The sequence below is a fragment of the Streptomyces sp. S465 genome (assembly GCF_026898115.1).
GTDB lineage: Bacteria > Actinomycetota > Actinomycetes > Streptomycetales > Streptomycetaceae > Streptomyces > Streptomyces luomodiensis.
In genome coordinates, this window is record NZ_CP114036.1 from 5,975,390 (window position 1) to 5,994,034 (window position 18,645).

The 18,645-nt window shown below is 71.9% G+C and carries 16 protein-coding genes; 9 read left to right on the forward strand and 7 right to left on the reverse strand.

What is annotated here, in order from left to right:
• Positions 1–199: 199 nt before the first annotated feature.
• Positions 200–901 carry a TetR family transcriptional regulator gene (locus tag N6H00_RS25295; RefSeq protein ID WP_268974123.1) on the reverse strand — a complete coding sequence of 234 codons (702 nt, stop codon included), beginning with the start codon at positions 899–901 and terminating at the stop codon, positions 200–202.
• Positions 901–1,602 carry a PAQR family membrane homeostasis protein TrhA gene (trhA, locus tag N6H00_RS25300; RefSeq protein WP_268974124.1) on the reverse strand — a complete coding sequence of 234 codons (702 nt, stop codon included), beginning with the start codon at positions 1,600–1,602 and terminating at the stop codon, positions 901–903. The genes N6H00_RS25295 and trhA overlap by 1 nt, the downstream gene beginning before the upstream one ends.
• 253 nt (positions 1,603–1,855) lie before the next feature.
• On the opposite strand from trhA, the gene N6H00_RS25305 reads away from it, so the two are divergent.
• The gene (locus N6H00_RS25305; RefSeq protein WP_268974125.1) at positions 1,856–3,742 is read left to right on the forward strand and encodes a phosphoenolpyruvate carboxykinase (GTP); all 1,887 of its coding nucleotides are present in this window, start codon (positions 1,856–1,858) and stop codon (positions 3,740–3,742) included.
• 102 nt (positions 3,743–3,844) lie between these two features.
• On the opposite strand, the gene N6H00_RS25310 is transcribed toward N6H00_RS25305, so the two are convergent.
• Both N6H00_RS25310 and N6H00_RS25315 read right to left on the reverse strand, forming a co-directional pair.
• Entirely contained in the window at positions 3,845–4,255 is a 411-nt protein-coding gene (locus N6H00_RS25310) for an SCO4983 family protein (protein WP_268974126.1), read from the reverse strand.
• Positions 4,256–4,338: 83 nt separating this feature from the next.
• On the reverse strand, positions 4,339–5,550 hold the full coding sequence (locus N6H00_RS25315; RefSeq protein ID WP_268974127.1) for a pyridoxal phosphate-dependent aminotransferase: 1,212 nt from the start codon (positions 5,548–5,550) through the stop codon (positions 4,339–4,341).
• Between the two features lie 387 nt (positions 5,551–5,937).
• Between N6H00_RS25315 and N6H00_RS25320 the strand changes: the two genes are divergently transcribed.
• A complete protein-coding gene (locus N6H00_RS25320; protein ID WP_268974128.1) occupies positions 5,938–6,363 on the forward strand; it encodes a TetR family transcriptional regulator C-terminal domain-containing protein in 426 nt (141 codons plus the stop codon).
• 27 nt (positions 6,364–6,390) lie between these two features.
• On the opposite strand, the gene N6H00_RS25325 is transcribed toward N6H00_RS25320, so the two are convergent.
• Positions 6,391–7,071 (reverse strand): TetR/AcrR family transcriptional regulator, encoded by a 681-nt coding sequence (locus N6H00_RS25325; protein ID WP_268974129.1) that lies wholly within the window; start codon positions 7,069–7,071, stop codon positions 6,391–6,393.
• Between the two features lie 84 nt (positions 7,072–7,155).
• On the opposite strand from N6H00_RS25325, the gene N6H00_RS25330 reads away from it, so the two are divergent.
• On the forward strand, positions 7,156–8,028 hold the full coding sequence (locus N6H00_RS25330; RefSeq protein ID WP_268974130.1) for an SDR family NAD(P)-dependent oxidoreductase: 873 nt from the start codon (positions 7,156–7,158) through the stop codon (positions 8,026–8,028).
• Positions 8,029–8,227: 199 nt separating this feature from the next.
• On the opposite strand, the gene N6H00_RS25335 is transcribed toward N6H00_RS25330, so the two are convergent.
• Both N6H00_RS25335 and N6H00_RS25340 read right to left on the reverse strand, forming a co-directional pair.
• Positions 8,228–9,847 carry an N-acyl-D-amino-acid deacylase family protein gene (locus N6H00_RS25335; RefSeq protein ID WP_268974131.1) on the reverse strand — a complete coding sequence of 540 codons (1,620 nt, stop codon included), beginning with the start codon at positions 9,845–9,847 and terminating at the stop codon, positions 8,228–8,230.
• Positions 9,848–10,400: 553 nt separating this feature from the next.
• Positions 10,401–11,699, reverse strand: coding sequence for an amino acid deaminase (locus N6H00_RS25340; RefSeq protein ID WP_268974132.1), 1,299 nt, complete (start codon positions 11,697–11,699; stop codon positions 10,401–10,403).
• A 208-nt stretch (positions 11,700–11,907) separates the two neighbouring features.
• Here N6H00_RS25340 and N6H00_RS25345 point away from each other — a divergent pair, with 208 nt between their 5' ends.
• The 6 genes from N6H00_RS25345 (at position 11,908) to N6H00_RS25370 (ending at position 18,640) form a co-directional block, all read left to right on the forward strand.
• Positions 11,908–13,203 carry a sugar kinase gene (locus N6H00_RS25345; protein ID WP_443073240.1) on the forward strand — a complete coding sequence of 432 codons (1,296 nt, stop codon included), beginning with the start codon at positions 11,908–11,910 and terminating at the stop codon, positions 13,201–13,203.
• Positions 13,200–14,048 carry an IclR family transcriptional regulator gene (locus N6H00_RS25350; protein ID WP_268974134.1) on the forward strand — a complete coding sequence of 283 codons (849 nt, stop codon included), beginning with the start codon at positions 13,200–13,202 and terminating at the stop codon, positions 14,046–14,048. The genes N6H00_RS25345 and N6H00_RS25350 overlap by 4 nt, the downstream gene beginning before the upstream one ends.
• Positions 14,045–14,458 (forward strand): RidA family protein, encoded by a 414-nt coding sequence (locus N6H00_RS25355; RefSeq protein ID WP_268974135.1) that lies wholly within the window; start codon positions 14,045–14,047, stop codon positions 14,456–14,458. Before N6H00_RS25350 ends, N6H00_RS25355 begins: the two co-directional genes overlap by 4 nt.
• 168 nt (positions 14,459–14,626) lie before the next feature.
• Positions 14,627–16,108 carry a GntP family permease gene (locus tag N6H00_RS25360; protein WP_268974136.1) on the forward strand — a complete coding sequence of 494 codons (1,482 nt, stop codon included), beginning with the start codon at positions 14,627–14,629 and terminating at the stop codon, positions 16,106–16,108.
• A gap of 217 nt (positions 16,109–16,325) precedes the next feature.
• A complete protein-coding gene (locus tag N6H00_RS25365) occupies positions 16,326–17,267 on the forward strand; it encodes an ABC transporter ATP-binding protein (protein WP_268974137.1) in 942 nt (313 codons plus the stop codon).
• A complete protein-coding gene (locus N6H00_RS25370) occupies positions 17,264–18,640 on the forward strand; it encodes an ABC transporter permease (RefSeq protein WP_268974138.1) in 1,377 nt (458 codons plus the stop codon). The genes N6H00_RS25365 and N6H00_RS25370 overlap by 4 nt, the downstream gene beginning before the upstream one ends.
• Positions 18,641–18,645: the final 5 nt, after the last annotated feature.

The following is an 18,645-nucleotide window of genomic DNA, read 5'->3' on the forward strand; positions in this document are numbered from 1 at the left end:
CGGGGGCGGCCTTCGGGCTAGGCACTGGGTGGACCAGCGGCAGGCCGGGGGCGGCGCCGAGGCCGGCCCCGAAGCCACACCCAAGTCGGCTCCGGGGCAGCCAGAAGTGGCTTCGGACCAGCGGAAGTGGCCCCGGGTCGGCCCCTGGCCGGTGGCCGGCCCGGGAGATGGCGGGCTCATCCGCTCATCGGGCGGCGGATCAGAGCGGTACGCCGCGGGAGAGCAGGTCGAGTGCGCGGTCGATGGCCGCCGCCATGTCGTGGGCGCTCGGTGCGCTCTCCTCGGGGCGGTGGTCCAGGCAGTGGAAAATCGCTTCCCGCAGGGCGCCGAGGGTGGCTCCCACCGCGACCCGCACCGCGAAGTCGTCCGGGGCCCGGCCGCTGCGCTCGGCCAGCGCCTCGCCCAGCAGCGTCCCGTTGTCGGCCGGGCCCCCGCTCATCCGAGCGCGCAGCGCCGGGACCTGCCGTACGAGGACCAGCCGCGCCAGCAGCTCCTCGCGTTCCGCTCCCGCCGAGGGGCCCAGCAGCCCTACGGCGGCGTGGCGCAGGGAGGCGGCCGGGGGTTCGTCCGGCGGGCGCTCGCGGATCGCCTCCGCCATGAGCGCGTCGTACTCGTCGGTGAGGACGATGTCCTCCTTGGCGGGGAAGTAGCGGGAGACGGTGCTGGGCGAGACGTCGGCGGCCGCCGCGATCCGGTCCACCGGAGTGGCCTCGTACCCCTGCTCCGCGAAGAGCCGGAGGGCGGCGCGCCGGATCGCCCGCCGGGTCTTGATCTTCTTCCGTTCGCGCAGTCCGGGCCCCGGCGCGTGCTTCGGCTTGCGCTCGGCCCTGCGCTCCGGCGCGCGCTCGGGCTTGCGCTCCGGCACGTGCTCGGGCTGGGACGTGGTGGTGGCCTTGGGCATCAGGCGTGCTGGTAGGCCACCAAGGAGATGCCGACGTAGTGCACGACGAAGGCGGCCAGCGTGAAGCTGTGGAACACCTCGTGGAAGCCGAACCAGCGGGGTGAGGGGTTGGGGCGCTTGGTGCCGTAGACCACCGCGCCCACGCTGTAGAGCAGCCCGCCGACGATGATCAGCGTCATCACGGCGATGCCGCCGGTGCGCAGGAAGTCGGGCAGGAAGAAGATGGCCGCCCAGCCCAACGCGATGTAGCACGGCGTGTACAGCCAGCGCGGGGCGCCGACCCAGAAGACCCGGAAGGCGATTCCGGCGAGGGCCCCGGCCCATACCAGCCACAGCAGCAGCTGCTTCTTGCCGTGTGGCAGGAGCAGCAGCGTGAAGGGCGTATAGGTGCCCGCGATGATCAGGAAGATATTGGCGTGGTCCAGCCGCCGCAGCACCGCGGTGGCGCGCGGCCCCCAATTGCCGCGGTGGTACAGCGCGCTGGTGCCGAACAGCGCGCATGCGGTGAGGGTGTAGACGGCGCAGGCCAGCCGCCCGCGCGGACTGTCGGCAAGGGCCGTCAGCACCACACCGGAGACCAGGGCCGCGGGAAACATGGCGGCGTGCAGCCAGCCGCGCAGCATCGGCTTCAGCGGGAGCGGTGGGGCCGCTTGCGGCCCTGGGGGGTTTTCAACAGCGGCGTCGGGGGCGGCGGCAGTCATGGCGTCATGCTACCTACGCCACCGTAAGTCACCGGTCAATACGAGTGGTGATGGTCACCAAGGCGCCCACTGGACAGATGGCCCACACCGTCGGATGATCAAATGAGCGCGGTCGGCACCGGATGAGCTGAGCATCCGGGTCGCAGCCCCCAAGGGGTAGCTGTCTCCATAAACGGATATGAGTGCACATATCCGTCCAAACCCTCAATCGATGACGCCGGAGCTTGTGCGGTTCCGGCGGGATGGAGCGATCGTGGCGCCCAGCAATGTGGCTTCCTCCCTCACCACCCCGAGCCCCACGAACCACCAGGAGCTCGTCTCCTGGGTCGGCGAGATCGCCGCCCTCACCCAGCCCGATGAAGTGGTGTGGTGCGATGGCTCGGAGGCGGAGTACGACCGCCTGTGCGCGGAGCTTGTCGAGAAGGGCACCTTCAAACGCCTTGACCCGATCAAGCGCCCCAACTCGTACTACGCCGCCTCCGATCCGAGCGATGTGGCGCGCGTCGAGGACCGCACCTTCATATGCTCCGAGCGGGAGGCGGACGCGGGCCCGACCAACCACTGGAAGGACCCCGGTGAGATGCGCGAGATCTTCTCCGGGGAACAGGGGCTCTTCCGGGGGGCGATGCGCGGCCGGACCATGTACGTGGTGCCCTTCTGCATGGGCCCGCTCGGTTCGCCGCTGTCCGCGCTCGGCGTGGAGATCACCGACTCCGCGTACGTCGCCGTGTCGATGCGCACGATGACCCGCATGGGCAGCGCCGTGCTCGAAGAGCTCGGTACGGACGGCGACTTCGTCAAGGCCGTCCACACCCTCGGCGCCCCGCTGGAGCCGGGCCAGGCCGACGTGCCCTGGCCGTGCAACTCGACCAAGTACATCTCGCACTTCCCGGAGGCGCGGGAGATCTGGTCGTACGGCTCCGGCTACGGCGGCAACGCCCTGCTCGGCAAGAAGTGCTACGCCCTGCGCATCGCGTCCGTGATGGCGCGCGACGAGGGCTGGCTCGCCGAGCACATGCTGATCCTCAAGCTCACCCCGCCGCCCAACAAGGCAGCGGACCAAAGGTCCTCGTTCGAGGGTGGTGGCGGGCGACGGGAGGGCGAAGCCAAGTACGTGGCCGCGGCGTTCCCGAGCGCCTGTGGCAAGACCAACCTCGCGATGCTGGAGCCGACCATCCCCGGCTGGACGGTCGAGACGATCGGCGACGACATCGCGTGGATGCGGTTCGGCGAGGACGGCAGGCTGTACGCGATCAACCCCGAGGCGGGCTTCTTCGGCGTCGCGCCCGGCACCGGTGAGCACACCAACGCCAACGCGATGAAGACCCTGTGGGGGAACTCGGTCTTCACCAACGTCGCGCTCACCGACGACGGCGATGTGTGGTGGGAGGGCATGACCGAGGAGCCGCCCGCCCATCTGACCGACTGGAAGGGCAACGACTGGACCCCGGCGAGCGAGACGCCCGCGGCCCACCCCAACGCCCGCTTCACCGTGCCGGCCGGCCAGTGCCCGATCATCGCGCCCGAGTGGGAGGACCCCAAGGGCGTGCCGATCTCGGCGATCCTCTTCGGTGGCCGCCGGGCCAGCGCGGTTCCGCTGGTCACCGAGTCCTTCGACTGGCAGCACGGGGTCTTCCTCGGCGCCAACGTGGCGAGCGAGAAGACCGCCGCGGCCGAGGGCAAGGTCGGCGAGCTGCGCCGCGACCCGTTCGCCATGCTGCCGTTCTGCGGCTACAACATGGGCGACTACATGGGCCACTGGGTGGAGGTCGGCAAGCAGGCCGACGCCGCCAAGCTGCCGAAGATCTACTACGTCAACTGGTTCCGCAAGGACGCCGACGGGCGGTTCGTGTGGCCGGGCTTCGGCGAGAACAGCCGGGTGCTGAAGTGGATCGTCGACCGCCTGGACGGCAAGGCCGACGGCGTGGAGACCCCGATCGGGGTGCTGCCGACGCGCGAGGCGCTGGACACCGACGGTCTGGACCTCGACGACGCCTCGCTCGACCTGCTGCTCACGGTCGACAAGGACGTCTGGCGCGAGGAGGCCGGGCTGGTCCCCGACCACCTGGGCACCTTCGGTGAGCACACGCCCAAGGAGATGTGGGACGAGTACCACGCGCTGGTGGAGCGCCTGGGCTGAGCCGGAACGGCCCGTGCCGTGGTCCGGGGCCCGCGCTCAGGCGCGGGCCCCGGACCTGTGCGGGTCTGTTCGGACGCTCGGACGCGGGCCCCGGAGACCCGCTCAGGCCGCGAGTCCCAGTGCCGTCGCATGCGCCGCCAGGCGCTCGGCGGCCAGGTCGGCGCCCGCCGCGTCCTCCCGTGACGTGGCCACGACCAGCGCCCAGCCAGCCAGGGTGTGGGCGCGCTGGTGGAGGGCGGCGATCCGGGTCGGATCGGCGCTGGTCACCGAGGGGGCGGCCCGGAACGGGGCGTGGCCGTCGCGGAGCCGTGCGACCTGGTCGGTGAGCCGCTGCGCGGCGTCGTCGAGACCGGAGTCCGGAGCGAGGGCGCGCAGCTCATCGGTCACGGTCAGCAGCGCGGTCAGATGTCCGGCGAGCCGGATCTGCAGCTCTTCCTCGCGGGAGCGGTGCGGAAGGTCGGGCTCGGGCGCGGCCATGGTGTGGACCGACTTCGTGCGGATCGGCTCGTACATGGATGGCCTCCAAAGCATTCTCAGGAGACCATCCTAACTTAGACGCTGTCTAAAGTTGAGCTGTAGCTAAAAGACTAGGAAGATCAGGGCTGGCCGTATCCGTCCAGGAAGTTCCCGATTCTGGTCACCGCGTCGGCCAGGTCCTTCTTGGCGGGCAGGGTGACGATGCGGAAGTGGTCCGGCTCCGGCCAGTTGAACCCCGTACCGTGCACGATCATGATCTTCTCGGCCCGCAGCAGGTCCAGGACCATCTGCCGGTCGTCCTTGATCTTGTAGACCTTGGGGTCGAGCTTGGGGAAGGCGTACAGCGCGCCCTTGGGCTTCACGCAGGTCACGCCCGGGATCTGGGTCAGCAGGTCGTACGCCGTGTCGCGCTGCTCGAGCAGCCGGCCGCCGGGGAGCACCAGGTCCTTGATCGACTGACGGCCGCCGAGCGCCGCGGCCACCGCGTGCTGGGCCGGCATGTTGGCACACAGCCGCATATTGGCCAGGATCGTCAGCCCCTCCAGATAGCTGGCCGCGTGCGCCTTGGGGCCGCAGACCGCCAGCCAGCCGCTGCGGTAGCCCGCCACCCGGTACGCCTTGGACAGCCCGTTGAAGGTGAGCGTCAGCAGATCGGGGGCGACCACGGCGGTCGGGGTGTGGGTGGCCCCGTCGTAGAGGATCTTGTCGTAGATCTCGTCCGAGCAGACGATCAGCTGATGGCGGCGGGCGATGTCGGTGAGGCCGCGCAGCGTCTCCTCGCCGTAGACGGCGCCCGTGGGGTTGTTGGGGTTGATGATGACGAGCGCCTTGGTGCGGTCGGTGACCTTGCGCTCGATGTCGGCGAGGTCCGGCAGCCAGTCCGACTGCTCGTCGCAGCGGTAGTGGACGGCGGTGCCGCCGGCGAGTGAGACCGCGGCGGTCCACAGCGGATAGTCGGGGGCGGGGACGAGGACCTCGTCACCGTCGTCGAGCAGCCCCTGCATCGCCATCTGGATCAGCTCGGAGACGCCGTTGCCGAGGAAGACGTCCTCGACGTCGAGATCGATGCCCTGGGTCTGGTAGTGCTGCATCACCGCGCGCCGCGCGGACAGCAGACCCTTGGCGTCGCCGTAGCCGTGGGCGTCGCCGAGGTTGCGGAGCATGTCCTCGAGGATCTCCGGCGGGCACTCGAAGCCGAAAGTGGCCGGATTTCCGGTGTTCAGCTTGAGGATGCGGTGTCCTGCCGCCTCCAGCCGCATCGCCTCCTCGAGCACCGGGCCACGGATTTCGTAGCAGACGTTGGCGAGCTTCGTGGACTGGATCACCTGCATGTCGGCCACCTTACGGCGGTGTATCGGAAGCCGCTCGGTGTTTTTCGCCACGTGGACGGTGTGCGGGAGCGCCGGGCGGCGGGCCGCGCGCCCCCGCGCGCCGCCCCTGGGTGGGGCGCGGGGTGTGGTCCCGTGCTCCGCCCCGCCCCCGGGACGGGGTCTGTGCGCCGCCCCCGGGCCGGGCTGCGCGCTCGGGTAACGAGTCGGTTTCCGCCGGTGGTTTCCGCGAACAAGGGTTGGCCCGAACGGGGGGTCTGGCTATCGTTCACGCACCTTGCCCAATCGTTCGGCTGAACGAATAATCCCCGAACGGGCAAGCGCTGAAGGCACACGGCAGACGAACGGGAAGGGCCGAGTTCCCCAGCCTGCTCACGCACTACCACTGCTATGTCGTCCCGGCGGGCAGCGCCCGCTCCATCGGCCGGACCGGCATCGGCACCGGCCCGTTCCGGCTCGCCTCCTTCACCGCTGCCGGGCCCGGCTGGGTCACCGCGTACCCGGGGTCTTCAACTCCCCCGGCATCGGCAAGCTGATGCTCTCCTCCTTGCATGGAACGCGGGCGAGCGGGACCAGACGTTCGCCCGGGGCCAGGCCGAGCGGTACGAGACCTGGTACGCGGAGGTCCAGGCCCTGGTGGAACGGGGCCGGGACGAGGGCGACTTCCGCTGCGACGACCCGGCCGACTTCACCCTGCGGTTCTCGGCGCTGGCGGACGGCCTCGCCCTGCGCCGCCTGCGGCAGGTGCCGACGCTGAGCGTGGCGGACGCCCGGCGGCACCTGCGGCGTTCCGTGGACGCGGAGCTGCGGGGCTGAGGCGGGGGTGCGCGTCCCCGGATGGCGCTAGGCGTTGTTCGGGGCCGTCGCCGAGGACCCCGCGTCGAGGCCGGTGAGGAACGCGGTGAGGACGCGGCGCAGCCGGGGTTCCACCTCGACGATGGCGTGGCCGAGGCGGGGGTCGGTCTCGTAGAGCTCCCGTAGGCGCGGGCCGGGGCTGGCCATCTGCCACAGGGCCCCGGCCAGGCTGGTCGCCGTGGCGACGAGGTCGACGGTCTGGAGCTCGGCCAGTCCGAGCAGCCGCCGCAGCTCGTCGCCGATCAGCTCGATCTCCTCGAACGTCACCAGTTTGAAGTCGCGCACCGAGTCGATCGACACATTGCGTTCGAGGTTCATGGGTGCCTGGGCCAGCAGGTCGCAGAACATCGGCCGGGCGGCCAGCGTGGCGGCGACGACCTCGGCGACCTCCGGGCCCGTGGCGTGCGTCCGGCGTTCGAGATCACCGCGCAGCTCGGCGGACCACTGCCGCCAGCCCTCCGCGGTGAGCCTGAGGAAGATCTGCTCCCGCGTCTCGAAGTAGCGCAGCAGGGCCGACTTGTGCATCCCCACGGCCCCGGCGATGTCGGTGAGGGTGACGTCCCGAACCCCGCGCTCGCGGGCGAGGGCACGGGCCGCGTCCAGGATCGCCTCTTCCCTCGCCTGCTTGGCCTGGGCACTGCGCGCACGTTGGAAGGCAGGCGTCGTCATGCCGGACATCATAGGAGCCCTTAACGGAACGGTGTTGCGTAAATAAGAGAACGGTGTTGTACTAACGATATGAGGTCACAGGTCATGGATTCGCAGGTCTGGTTCATCACTGGTTCGTCGCGCGGTCTCGGCCGCGCCCTGGCCACCGCCGCCCTCGGGGTCGGTGACCGCGTCGTGGCCACCGCCCGCCGCCCCGAGGCGCTCGCGGAGGAGTTCGGGGAGTACGGCGACCGCGTCCATCCCCTCGCGCTGGACGTCACCCGGCCCGAGGCGGCGCGCGAGGCCGTCGAGGCGGCGCGCGCCCGCTTCGGGCGCATCGACGTGCTCGTGAACAACGCGGGATACGCGAATGTGTCGCCCATCGAGACCTCGGACGACGAGGACTTCCGCGCCCAGTTCGAGACGAACTTCTGGGGCGTCTACCACGTCACGAAGGCCGCCCTCCCCGTCCTGCGGCAGCAGGGCGCCGGCACCGTCGTGCAGATTTCGTCGATCGGCGGGCGGGTCGGCGGCTCGCCGGGCATCGCCTCCTACCAGGCGGCCAAGTTCGCGGTGGACGGCTTCAGCCGGGTCCTCGCCGCGGAGACCGCGCCGCTGGGGGTGCGCGTCATGGTCGTCGAGCCGAGCGGCTTCGCCACCGACTGGGCCGGTTCCTCCATGACGGTCCACCCGATCCCCGACGCCTATGACGCGACCGTCGGGGAGATGAATCGGCGGGTGCGGCAGAGCACGGCCGGGGCGGCCGGGGACCCTCGGCGCGCCGCCGAGATCATCGTGCGGACGGTCCACCGCGGCGAGGTGCCGAGCCATCTCCTGCTGGGCGTGAACGCGGCGACCATGGCGCGGGACTACTCCCGGCGCCAGCTCGCCGAGGCGACCGCCTGGGAGAAGGTCAGCCGCTCGGCCGACTTCGACGAGCCGTACCCGGCGGAACTCCCGACCGAGGGCGCGGCCTAGGAGGTGCCCGAGGCTCGTGCCGCCCGCGGTGGGCTGCTCCCCTCCCTGACACCGGGGCTTCTGTCCCCGGTCCCGGGGTTCAGACGCGGAGCCCCCGCCGCGCGGCGGAGCCGCATACGGACGCTGCGGGTGGGACTCGGCGAGGCGTGACGACGGAGGCTGCCCGGGTCCGGGTTCACGTTCAGGTCCGGGCTCACCCTCAGGCGCGGCGGATCGCGCGCCCCGCCAGGACGTCCGTCCGCCGCCCGTCCTCGATGACGAAGCGGCCGTCGATCAGGACGTGCGGAATCCCCGTCGGCAGGGTGCGGGGGGAGTCGAACGTCGAGCCCGCGGCGACCGTGTCCGGGTCGAAGAGGACCAGGTCGGCGCGGTAGCCCTCGCGGATCCGGCCGCGGTCGGGGAGGCGGAGCCGGGCCGCGGGGCGGGCGGTGAGGTGGGCCACGCACTCCTCCAGGGAGAGGACGCCCAGCTCGCGGACGTAGCGGCCCAGGTAGTGGGGGAAGGTGCCGTACGCCCGGGGGTGGGGCTTGGCGCCGTGCAGGATGCCGTCGCTGCCGCCGGTGTGGACCGGGTGCTGCATGATGGCCTGGACGTTCTCCTCGTGCCCGACGTGCTGAAGGATCGTCGAGCCGAGGTGGTCGTCCAGGAGGAGGCGGCGCGCGGTGACCCAGGGGGCCTCGCCCCGCTCACGGGCGCTCGCGGCGACGGTCTTGCCGACGTAGCCGCTCAGGGCCGGGGTGCTCACCCCGGAGATCTCGATGGTGTCCCACTCCATCGGCACCCCGTGGCAGCCGTCCGCGCCCTCCTCCTCCATGACCCGCCGGATCCGCTCGGCCGTCGTCTCGTCCCGCAGCCGCGCGAGGGTCGCCTCGGGACCGCCTTCGGCCGCCCAGCTCGGCAGCATCGCGGCGAGCGTGGTGCAGCCGGGGAGATAGGGATAGGTGTCGAGCGTGATGTCGGCGCCCTCGGCGAGCGCGGCGTCCAGGAGGGCGAGCAGCTCGGGGGCGCGGCCCTTGTTGAGGCCGAAGTTCATGGTGGCGTGGGCGAGATGCAGGGCGCAGCCCGCCTCGCGGGTGAGGGTCACCATCTCCTCGTACGCGCGCAGGGCGCCCGCGCCGTAGGAGCGGTGGTGCGGGCAGTAGTAGCCGTCGTACGCGGCCACGACCCGGCACAGCTCGGTGAGTTCGGCGTCGGAGGCGTACATCCCCGGGGTGTAGGTGAGGCCGGAGGAGAGGCCGACGGCCCCCTGTTCCAGCCCCTCGGCCACCAGCCGCTTCATCGTCTCCAGCTCGGCGGGGGTGGCGTCGCGGTCCGCCCAGCCGACCGCGAGCATCCGTACGGTGCCCTGGGGGACGAGGTACGCGGCGTTGACCGCGATGCCCTGGCCGTCGAAGCCGTGGTCGAGACGGTCCAGGAACTCGCCGACGGTGCGCCAGGTGAAGTCGATGTCCGAGCCGTCGCCGTTCCAGCCGGTGATGGCGGTACGGATCTGGGCGAGGGTGCGGTCGTCGACGGGGGCGTAGGACAGACCGTCCTGGCCGATGACCTCGAGGGTGACGCCCTGGGCGGCCTTCGCGGAGTGGTCGGGATCGCGGAGCAGCGCGAGGTCGCTGTGCGCGTGCATGTCGATGAAACCGGGCGAGAGGACGAGGCCGTCCGCGTCCAGGACGCGTTTGCCTGCGGGGCGCGGCCCGCCCCCCTCCGGCACGATGCCGACGATCCGCCCGCCGTCCTCGCCGACGTCCACGCCGACGTCCGCCCGGTAGCGGGCTCGGCCGGTGCCGTCGACGACCTGCGCACCGCGGATGACCAGGTCCATATGGGTACGTCCTTCTGTGTCTGTGCGTATCGGTCCGCGCAACGCGCCTTGGGCGCACTGTTTTCCCCGCCCACCCGCCCTTTCACCGGGGGCGGTCGGGGATGTCGGGGGATAGGGGAGGGCTACCCGAGGCGCGCGCCCCGAGCCCTCCATCACCGCCCGACCGCCGGGTCGGGTCGGGCGACTGCCGGACTGGAGCCCGACAGTCGGGCTGGATGCCCGGCTGCCGGGGCTGGAGCTCGAATGCCGGTCGGTCGAGCGACTGCTGAGCCGGAGCCTGACAGCCGGGGCCGGAGTCCCACTGCCGGGGCGGAACCCGACTGCTGGGCTGGGGTCCGACTGCCGGGCCGGAGCCCGACAGTCGGGCTGGATGCCTGGCCGCCGGGCTGGATGCCCGGCTGCCGGGGCGGGTGGGACGGGGCGGGGGCCAGAGGTGGTCCGGGGTGGTCGCCAGGTGGCGGCGCCGGGTGGGGGCTTTGCCTCGGGGTGCGGGGCGCCGGGGTCCGGGAGCCCGCACCGGGAGTCCGGAGCGGGGCCCACACGGCGGAGGCGGTCAGAAGAAGGTGCGGATGTAGTCCGTGACCGTGCCGTCCGCCTCCGCCACCGGAATCAGCTGCCACTTGTCGAAGCTGGTGCACGGATGCGAGAGCCCCAGGCCCACCCAGTCGCCGACCTCCAGCTCCGTGCCGTCCGCGACGGTGACCCAGGCGTGCTGGTCGGAGAGGGCCGTGATGGTCAGGCCCGTGGCGGGGCGGGTCGAGCCGTCGCGGGCGGAGCGGATGAGCTGAGGTGCGGGCAGGTCGAGGTCGTACGCCGCGTCCCGCTTGCCCGCGTTGAGGAACGCCTGGCCGGGTTCGGGGCGGGAGACGACCTGGGCCCACAGGCGGAAGGCCGGGTGCAGCTCGCCCTCCTCCGGGACGCGGTTGAACGGGGTGATGTGCCGGTAGTGACCGTCGTCGTGGGAGACGTACGCCCCCGAGCGCAGCAGCTTGCAAACCGGCCGGGACAGCGGGGGCAGCTCCGCGAAGACGTCCGCCACCGCGTCGAACCACGCGCTGCCGCCCGCGCTCACCACGATCTCGTCCTGCGCGCCCAGCCCCGCGAAGCGGCCCGCCGCGTCGAAATCGGCGGCCAGCGCGGTGAGCCGGCGCAGCCATGCCCGTACCCGCTCGCCGTCCGCCCCCGGCACCTCGCCCTCGTAGCCGGCGACGCCGACCAGCCGCAGGGTCCCGGTGGCCGCGACCGCGTCGGCGACCGCCGCGCACTCCGCCTCCGTACGGACCCCCGTGCGCGCGCCCTCGCCCGCGCCCAGCTCGACCACCACGTCGACCGGCCGCCGTGCCCCCGCCTCCCGCAGCGCCGTGTCCATCAGCTCGACGCCGCGCACCGAGTCGACGTAGGCGATGAAGCGGAAACCGGGGTCGGCGTCGAGTTCGGCCGCGAGCCAGCGCAGGGCGGCGGCGTCGACGACCTCGTTGGCGAGGAAGATCCGCTGGATGCCGAAGGCCCGGTAGATCCGCACCTGGGTGGGGACGGCCGCGGTGATGCCCCAGGCCCCGTGATCGAGCTGGCGTTCGAAGAGCTGGGGGGCCAGGGAGGTTTTGCCGTGCGGGGCGAAGGCGAGCCCATGGGCGGCGGAGTAGCGCTCCATCGCGAGCAGATTGTGCTCCAGGGCCTCGGCCGACAGCGCCAGGACGGGTGTGGTGAAGCCGCCGGTGAACAGGGAGCGCCGCTCGGCGGCGAGTTCGCCGACCGTGCGTCCCTCGGCGTCCGGCGGCAGTCCCTTGAAGCGGTGGTCGACGCGCTCCCGCGCGAGGGCGGCGACGGCCGGGGCGCTGTGGTCGGTGGCCATGGAGGCGCCTCCATACGATTCCGTGTTGCAATCTCTGCAACGCTCATTGCGTATAACGCTTAGCGCTGTCTAACATCCCGCCCAGCACCGGGTCAACGGTGCGTGGTTCACCCCAGCCGTTCGTCCCCGAGGAGCGAGACCGACCGTGCCCCCTCTCTCCAGCGTCGAGGCAGTCGAGGCCGTCGATGTCGTCTGTCTGGGCGAGTCGATGGTGACCTTCCTGCCGTCCCGCGCGGGCCGGCTGGCGGACGTCCCCTCCTTCGCCCGGGGCATCGGCGGTGCCGAGTCCAATGTCGCCTGCGGACTCGCCCGCGCCGGGCACCGCGCGCGCTGGATCAGCCGGGTGGGCGCGGACGGCTTCGGCGAGCACCTCGTGCGGGAGATCGCGGCCACCGGCGTGGACACGACGTACGTCCAGCGCGATCCGTACCGTCCCACCGGCATCTACTTCCGTACGGCGGGCGAGCGCGCCGTCGGTTCCGAGCCGGTGGAGCCGGCGGAGCCGGTGGACGAGGCCGACCCCGTGGAACCGCTCGCCGAGGTGCTCTACTACCGGGCCGGATCGGCCGCCGCGGCCATGTCCCCGGCGCTCATCCCCCGGGAGTGGGCATGGTCCGGCCGGGTGCTCCACCTGACCGGTATCACCCCGGCCCTCTCCGGCGACTGCCGCGCGCTGATGCGCGAGCTGACCACCCGCGCCCCCGGCCGCCCCCTCGTCTCCTTCGACCTCAACTACCGGGTCTCGCTGTGGCGGACCGCGGACGCCGGCGCGAGTGAGAACAAGACCGTGAGTGGGACCGGGAGTGGGGCCGCGACCGGGACCCTGACCGGGACCCTGACCGGGACCGGGACCGGGGCCGCGACCGGGCCCGCGACCGTGACCGGGCCCGCGACCGGGGCCGTGACCGGGCCCGCGACCCGGACCGAGAACGCGGGCGCACTCGCGACCACGGGCGAACGCGCGGCCGCGGATCCCGGCGCCGAGCAGGCCCCCGCCGTCCTGCTCGGCCTCGCCCGCGGCTGCGATCTCGTCTTCGTCGGCGAGGACGAGGCCGAGGCGGTCTGGGGAGTGCGCGGCCCGGAGGCGATCCGGGCCGCGCTGCCCGAACCGCACACCCTGGTCGTCAAGCAGGGCAGCGCCGGGGCCACCGCCTACGCCCGCCGCCCGGACGGCACCGACGCCGTGACCTTCGAACCCGCCCCGCGTGTCGACGTCGTCGTCCCCGTCGGCGCGGGCGACGCCTTCGCCGCCGGCTTCCTCTCCGGCACCCTGCGCGGGCTGCCCGTCGCCGAACGGCTGCGCCACGGCCACCTCATGGCCGCCGCCGTCCTCACCGTCCCCGGCGACCTGGGCACCCCGCCGTCCCGTGAGCACGCCGACCACCTGGTGGCACTCGATGCCACGGAGTGGGGCACACTGCGATTCGGCCCCGGCTGGACGGATCTGCCGAGTCCCGCCGAAAAGTGGGCCGAGACCGCAGCGGTGGAGGTATCCGACCCATGAGCCAGACCGTCGACCGAGCGCTGAGCATCCTGCCGTTGCTGGCGGAGGGGCCGGCCAACCTGGAGCAGGTCGCCGCCCGGCTGGGGGTGCACAAGTCGACCGCGCTGCGGCTGCTGCGCACCCTGCACGAGCACGGCATGGTCTACCGTCAGCGGGACCAGCGCTACCGCCTCGGTGCCCGGCTCTTCGCGCTCGCGCAGGAGGCGGTGGAGAACCTCGACGTACGCGAGATCGCCCACCCCCATCTGGTGGCGCTCAACGAACGCTGCGGGCACACCGTCCATCTCGCGGTGTACGAGGAGAACGAGGTGCTCTACATCGACAAGGTGGAGAGCCGCTACCCGGTGCGGATGTACTCGCGGATCGGCAAGCCCGTCGCCATCACCGTCGCCGCGGTGGCCAAGCTGCTGCTGGCCGATCTGCCCGAGCCCGAGCGCCGGACGCTGGCCGAACGGCTCACCTACCCCGCGTACACGCCCCGTTCGACGCCGAACGCCGACGCGTTCCTCAAGGAGCTGGCGACCGTGCGCGAGCAGGGCTGGGCCACCGACCTGGGCGGCCACGAGGAATCGATCAACTGCGTCGGGGCGCCGATCCGGGGTGCGGACGGACGGGTCGTGGCCGCCTGCTCGGTGTCGGCGCCGAACGTCGTCATCAGCGCCGAGGAACTCCTCGCCCTGCTGCCGCTGGTGCGCCGCACGGCGGAGGAGATCAGCCGGGAATACTCGGGCGACGCCCCGGTGTCCCCCGCACCGCACGGCGCGATCACGGCGCCGGGCACCCCCACACCGCACGACCCATCGCACGGAACACCCGAGAAGAGAGCCGAGGAAACCTCCTCATGAGCGAGAAGCTCCAGAAGACCGCGATCACCCCGGCCACGCACACCACGCCGCCCGCCAAGTTCTCCCACGGCGTGAAGAAGGGGAACATCCTCCAGGTCGCCGGTCAGGTCGGGTTCGGCCCCGCGGTCCCGGGCCAGGCCCCCGCCCCCGTCGGCCCGACCCTGCGCGAGCAGACCCTGCAGACCCTGCGCAATGTGCAGGCCGTGCTGGAGGAGGGCGGCGCGAGCTGGGAGGACGCGGTGATGGTGCGCGTCTACCTCACCGACACCAGCCACTTCGCCGAGTTCAACGAGATCTACAACGAGTTCTTCGCCGATCTCAAGGAGGCCCCGGCCGCCCGTACGACGGTCTACGTCGGCCTTCCCGCCGGTCTGCTCGTCGAGATCGACGCCCTCGCCGTCCTGGGCTGACCCCGGATCACCCGACATCCCGGGGCGGGCGGGAGCGTCCCCCGCCCGCCCCGGCCGCCCTCCCGACGCGTCGGAAAGCACGAACCCTGATCACCCGTACCCAGGCTCCACCAGCGCGCGGCCCCCCGCCGTGCGGCGCTACCCCCTACCCATATTCCGGAGTCCCCCATGCTGCTCGCGGCCACCTCCGTCACCTCCGCCGCCGAGACGCCACCCCACACCGGTGGTCTGCTCGCGCTCATCCCCGGCACCGCCGGTCTGCTGACCGTCGCCGCCCTCGGTATCGCCCTTCTGCTCTACCTGATCATCAAGGTCCGGCTCCAGCCCTTCGTGGCGCTGCTCGGCGTCTCCATCGCGGTCGGTCTGGCCGCGGGGCTATCGGTCACCGAACTCTTCGGCACGGTGCAGAAGTCCGACGCGGTCTCGCTCATCGAATCCGGGATGGGCGGCATCCTCGGCCATATCGCCATCATCATCGGCCTGGGCACGATGCTCGGCGCGATCCTGGAGGTCTCCGGCGGCGCGGAGGCGCTCAGCGCCCGGCTGCTCGGCATCTTCGGAGAGAAGCGGGCGCCGCTCGCGATGGGACTGACCGGCCTGATCTTCGGCATACCCGTCTTCTTCGACGTCGGCATCTTCGTCCTCGCGCCGATCGTCTACGCGGCCGCCAAGCGCAGCGGCAAGTCGATCCTGCTCTACGCGATGCCGCTGCTGGCCGGCCTGTCCATGACCCACGCCTTCCTGCCGCCGCACCCGGGCCCGGTGGCCGCGGCCGGACTGCTCCACGTCGACCTGGGCTGGGTCATCCTGATGGGCATCGTGGTGGGCATCCCGTCGGTGCTGGCCGCGTGGGGCTACGCCGCCTGGATCGGCAAGCGCGTCTTCGTCCCCGTACCGCAGGACATGGTCGAGGCGGCCGAGGAGTCCAGGGAGGCGGTCGCGGCCCAGCAGCGCGCCTCCGGCGCCACTCCGGCCGAGCGGCCGGTCTCGGTGGCCACGGTCCTCACCATCATCGGCGCCCCGCTCGTCCTCATCCTCTGCGCGACCTTCTCCTCCATCGCGCTGGACCCGAGCACCGGCCGCTCGGTCATCGAGTTCTTCGGCCACCCCTTCGTGGCGCTGACGATCGCCCTGCTCCTCGCCTACTACCTGCTGGGTATCCGGCGCGGCTGGTCCCGCAAGTCCCTGGAGACCGTCTCCACCGCCTCCCTCAAGCCCGTCGGCAACATCCTCCTGGTCGTCGGCGCGGGCGGGGTCTTCGGCGCGGTCCTCAAGGGCAGCGGGGTCGCCCAGGCCCTCGCCGACGCCTTCGACAGCGCGGGCCTGCCGGTCATCGTGCTGGCCTGGCTGATCTCGGTGGTGCTCCGGGTCGCCCAGGGCTCGGCGACGGTCGCGATCGTCACGACGGCGGGCATCGTCACCCCGCTGCTCGCCGACGGCCACTACTCCCAGGCCCATCTGGCCCTGGTCATCATGGCCATCTCGGCGGGCTCGATCTTCGCCTCGCACGTCAACGACGGCGGCTTCTGGATGGTGGCCAAGTACTTCGGCATCTCCGAGAGCGACACGCTGAAGTCCTGGACGGTCCTGGAGACGGTGCTGTCGGTGGCCGGGTTCGTGGTGGCGGGCCTGCTGAGCGTCGTCATCTAGTACGTCGGGCCGGCACGTCGGGCCAGTACGTCGGGCCGGATCCAGTACGTCGGGCCGGATCGCGGGTCCGTGGCGTCTGCCGCGGACCCGCGCCGTGTTCAGGCCGCCACGTCACGCGGGTCACGTCTCTTTATGTTCTCCATACATTCAACTCACCACCCCCGCGAGCAGCACGATCACTTCCTAGGGTCCCTGAAGCACGTGAAGGAAGGGACCCATGGAAGAACTCCGCGCAATCCGGGCTCGCGGTATCACGAAGAGCTTCGGTGATGTCGTCGCCCTGGACGGCATCGACCTCGATGTGACGCAGGGGCAGATCCACGGCCTGGTCGGACCGAACGGCGCCGGAAAGACGACGTTGCTCGGCCTTCTGCTGGGGCTCGCGGTGGCCGACAGCGGTCGTCTGGAGGTCCTGGGTACACCGGTCGAGCGGGTGCTCGACGCTCCCGACGGTGTCGCCGGCTTCGTGGACGGCCCCGCCCTCTACCCCTCGCTCACCCCACGGCAGAACCTCACCGCGCTGGCCGCGCTGCGCGGCCACGACGCGCGCACGGCGGGGATCGACGACGTACTCGCCGAGGTCGGTCTCACCGACGTCGCCGACGACCGCACCCGCGGCTTCTCCCTCGGCATGCGCCAGCGGCTCGGGCTCGCCGCCGCCCTGCTGACCAGGCCCCGGCTGCTCGTGCTCGACGAACCGTCCAACGGCCTCGACCCCGCGGGCAAGCGGCATGTGCACGGTGTCCTGGGCCGGCTCGCGGCCGGCGGAACCGCCGTCGTGCTCTCCAGCCACAACATGGACGACCTCGAGGCGCTGTGCTCCGGGGTGACCATCCTCGCCGCCGGACGCGTCGTCTTCTCCGGCCCGCTGTCCGAACTGGCCACCGAGAACCGTGAACTCGACTACCGGCTGCTCACCTCCGACCGGCAGGCCGCCCGCCGGCTGGCGGACGACGCGCCGGGGATCGAGGTCGTCGACGACGCCGGGGTACGGCGGGACGCCGAACCGCTCGTCGTCCGCGCCCTGGTGCCCGCTCTCGACCACCTCGTGGCGCGGCTCGTGGAGAAGGGCGTCGCACTGCGCGAGCTCACCCCCGTCGTATCGCCGCTCGAAGCCGCGTTTCTCGCCCTCACCGAGCAGCAGGAGGCGGACAGATGACCGCGACCCTCACCCGGAGCCGGGAACAGGATGACGAGCAGGTGACCGGGGGCCGTCGCGTCCCCGTCACCCGCGCCTGCCGCTTCGAGCTGGTCAAGCTCCTCTCCCAGTGGCGGATCCGCCTGCTGGCCCTGGCCTGCTGGATCGCCCCCGCCCTCTTCGTCGTCGGGGTGGGCCAGCAGAGCACGCTTCCCGTCGACACCCTCTTCGGGCGCTGGATGCTCGCCTCCGGGTGGGCCGGGCCGCTGGTGATGCTCGGTTTCGCCGGGACCTGGGCGCTCCCGCTGCTGACCTCGGTCGTGGCCGGTGACGTGTTCGCCTCCGAGGACCGGCTCGGCACCTGGCGCCATCTGCTCGTGGCGGTCCGCTCGCCCCGGCGGATCTTCGTGGCGAAGGCGGTGGCCAGCCTCACCGTCCTGCTGCTGCTCGTGGCCGGGCTCGCGGTCTCCAGCACCGTCGGCGGTCTCCTCGCGGTCGGCAACCGGCCGCTGGTCGGTCTCGACGGCCATCTCCTGGCACCGTCGGACGCCGCCGTCTCGGTCCTGCTCTCCTGGGTCTGCGTCCTCGCTCCCACTCTGGCGCTCGCCGCACTCGGCCTCCTCGGGTCGGTCACGCTGGGACGGTCCCCGATGGGGCTGCTGGTACCCGTGCTGGTCTCGCTCGCGATGGCGGTCGCCCAGATGCTGCCGCTTCCGGTGGCCGTACGCGTCGCCCTGCCGAGCTACGCCTTCATCTCCTGGAACGGTCTGTTCACCGACCCCCGGCAACTCGGCCCGCTGCTGATCGGCGTCGTTGTCAGCCTGGTGTGGGCCGTGGTCGCGACGGCGCTGGCGTATGTGCTCTTCGTACGGCGCGATTTCACCAACCCGGCCCACGACGGTTCGGGCCGCCGCGCGATCGCCGTCGGGGTCCTGCCGCTGGTCGGGGTGGCCGCCGCGTCGTTCGCGGTCGTCGCCGCGACGACCTCGGCGACGGGCTCGGGGATCGAGCAGGACAAGGTGCAGCGCTCGCTCGCCACGGCGTTCGCGCACCTGTACCGCATGCAGACCGACCAGCTCAACCGGCCCGCCGTCACCGAGGCCCAGTTGAAGGCCACGGCGTCGTGCGGCAAGGGAAGCACCAGGGTCGCGGCGGAAGGTCCGGGCAACGACTGGCGCTGCGTCGTGACCTGGCATCTCCCCGGCGTCGAGGCCCCCGGACAGGCCATCTACCAACTCGACGTCACTCCGGACGGGCGGTTCATGGCCGATGGCGATGGACCGAAGGAAGTGAACGGCTACTTCCTGGTGCGGACGCCCGACGGGGACGCACCGAACCCGCTGTGGCAGTTCGACGGCAACGTCGAACTGCTCGACACCACCCCGAAGGGATAACACCC

What these genes read in the sequence shown, in the direction of transcription:
- N6H00_RS25295 (WP_268974123.1), bottom strand. Translation starts at nt 901, where the DNA reads ATGCCCAAGGCCACCACCACGTCCCAGCCCGAGCACGTGCCGGAGCGC.
- trhA (WP_268974124.1), bottom strand. Translation starts at nt 1,602, where the DNA reads ATGACTGCCGCCGCCCCCGACGCCGCTGTTGAAAACCCCCCAGGGCCG.
- N6H00_RS25310 (WP_268974126.1), bottom strand. Translation starts at nt 4,255, where the DNA reads ATGTACGAGCCGATCCGCACGAAGTCGGTCCACACCATGGCCGCGCCC.
- N6H00_RS25315 (WP_268974127.1), bottom strand. Translation starts at nt 5,550, where the DNA reads ATGCAGGTGATCCAGTCCACGAAGCTCGCCAACGTCTGCTACGAAATC.
- N6H00_RS25320 (WP_268974128.1), top strand. Translation starts at nt 5,938, where the DNA reads ATGTCGTCCCGGCGGGCAGCGCCCGCTCCATCGGCCGGACCGGCATCG.
- N6H00_RS25325 (WP_268974129.1), bottom strand. Translation starts at nt 7,071, where the DNA reads ATGACGACGCCTGCCTTCCAACGTGCGCGCAGTGCCCAGGCCAAGCAG.
- N6H00_RS25330 (WP_268974130.1), top strand. Translation starts at nt 7,156, where the DNA reads ATGGATTCGCAGGTCTGGTTCATCACTGGTTCGTCGCGCGGTCTCGGC.
- N6H00_RS25335 (WP_268974131.1), bottom strand. Translation starts at nt 9,847, where the DNA reads ATGGACCTGGTCATCCGCGGTGCGCAGGTCGTCGACGGCACCGGCCGA.
- N6H00_RS25340 (WP_268974132.1), bottom strand. Translation starts at nt 11,699, where the DNA reads ATGGCCACCGACCACAGCGCCCCGGCCGTCGCCGCCCTCGCGCGGGAG.
- N6H00_RS25345 (WP_443073240.1), top strand. Translation starts at nt 11,908, where the DNA reads ATGGTGACCTTCCTGCCGTCCCGCGCGGGCCGGCTGGCGGACGTCCCC.
- N6H00_RS25350 (WP_268974134.1), top strand. Translation starts at nt 13,200, where the DNA reads ATGAGCCAGACCGTCGACCGAGCGCTGAGCATCCTGCCGTTGCTGGCG.
- N6H00_RS25355 (WP_268974135.1), top strand. Translation starts at nt 14,045, where the DNA reads ATGAGCGAGAAGCTCCAGAAGACCGCGATCACCCCGGCCACGCACACC.
- N6H00_RS25360 (WP_268974136.1), top strand. Translation starts at nt 14,627, where the DNA reads ATGCTGCTCGCGGCCACCTCCGTCACCTCCGCCGCCGAGACGCCACCC.
- N6H00_RS25365 (WP_268974137.1), top strand. Translation starts at nt 16,326, where the DNA reads ATGGAAGAACTCCGCGCAATCCGGGCTCGCGGTATCACGAAGAGCTTC.
- N6H00_RS25370 (WP_268974138.1), top strand. Translation starts at nt 17,264, where the DNA reads ATGACCGCGACCCTCACCCGGAGCCGGGAACAGGATGACGAGCAGGTG.